Source organism: Gilliamella sp. M0364, from assembly GCF_016100565.1.
Taxonomy (GTDB): Bacteria; Pseudomonadota; Gammaproteobacteria; order Enterobacterales; family Orbaceae; genus Gilliamella; species Gilliamella apis.
The window spans coordinates 1-751 of the sequence record NZ_JACFSF010000022.1; the positions used below are offsets into that span (position 1 = coordinate 1).

Sequence of the window (751 nt, forward strand, 5' to 3'; positions counted from 1 at the left end):
CCGCTTATACAACAAATGTTATTCACGGTAATGGCCCTTATTTAACTTTTGATGGTGGTCAAACACGCGCGATAGACTTAGACGAGCTGATGAAGATATCCTTCTCTGATGGTACGACATTAACACCGGAAAGTAATAACTCAAACTCATCAGATGCTATTTTACTGCCAGTTGCCGGTCAGAGCTTTGCCGATATTGATATGTTGGTGCCAACTAATGTTAATGCCATACCATTAAGCACCCTTATTGGCGCGCCTTATAACTATTGGGATGACGATGATGGCGATGGTGATTTTACTGTTACAGGGCAGTTGCATTTATCTATCCTTGATAAATATGACCGTCCGGTTACTCGTGACAATGTGCCGACCGTTTGTAAAGCACCTTATCGAGTGATATTAAGAACTGATGATGTTATCTTATCCACTCGTTATGGCGTACCTAAAAGTATGTCTTTTACTGCAAGTACTGTCACTTATTATATTAAACCACAGCCAATGGCGGATATTTGCTCTGCTAGGCCTATTTTGGATGACGGTAGTCATCCTGGTCCTTTTTCTATGTGGGACCCAGGTTTGGGTTTTCTTGTTCAGTCATCCGAACCGTCATCTTACGGTCTAAATTTTCCTACTACTGGCGCAGATGGTTTATATTTTGATTTAGTGTTAGGTAGTATTGATAAGAAATTGACATGGAAATCTATTTCTAATGGTACGATTAAAGCAACTATGGACTATTTAGACGAATCAGA

At 40.1% G+C, this 751-nt stretch carries 1 protein-coding gene; it reads left to right on the forward strand.

All coding sequences use genetic code 11. The features are described 5' to 3' along the window. The coding region (locus H3U96_RS11070) for a hypothetical protein (RefSeq protein WP_198196703.1) at positions 1-751 on the forward strand (751 nt) is incomplete at both ends.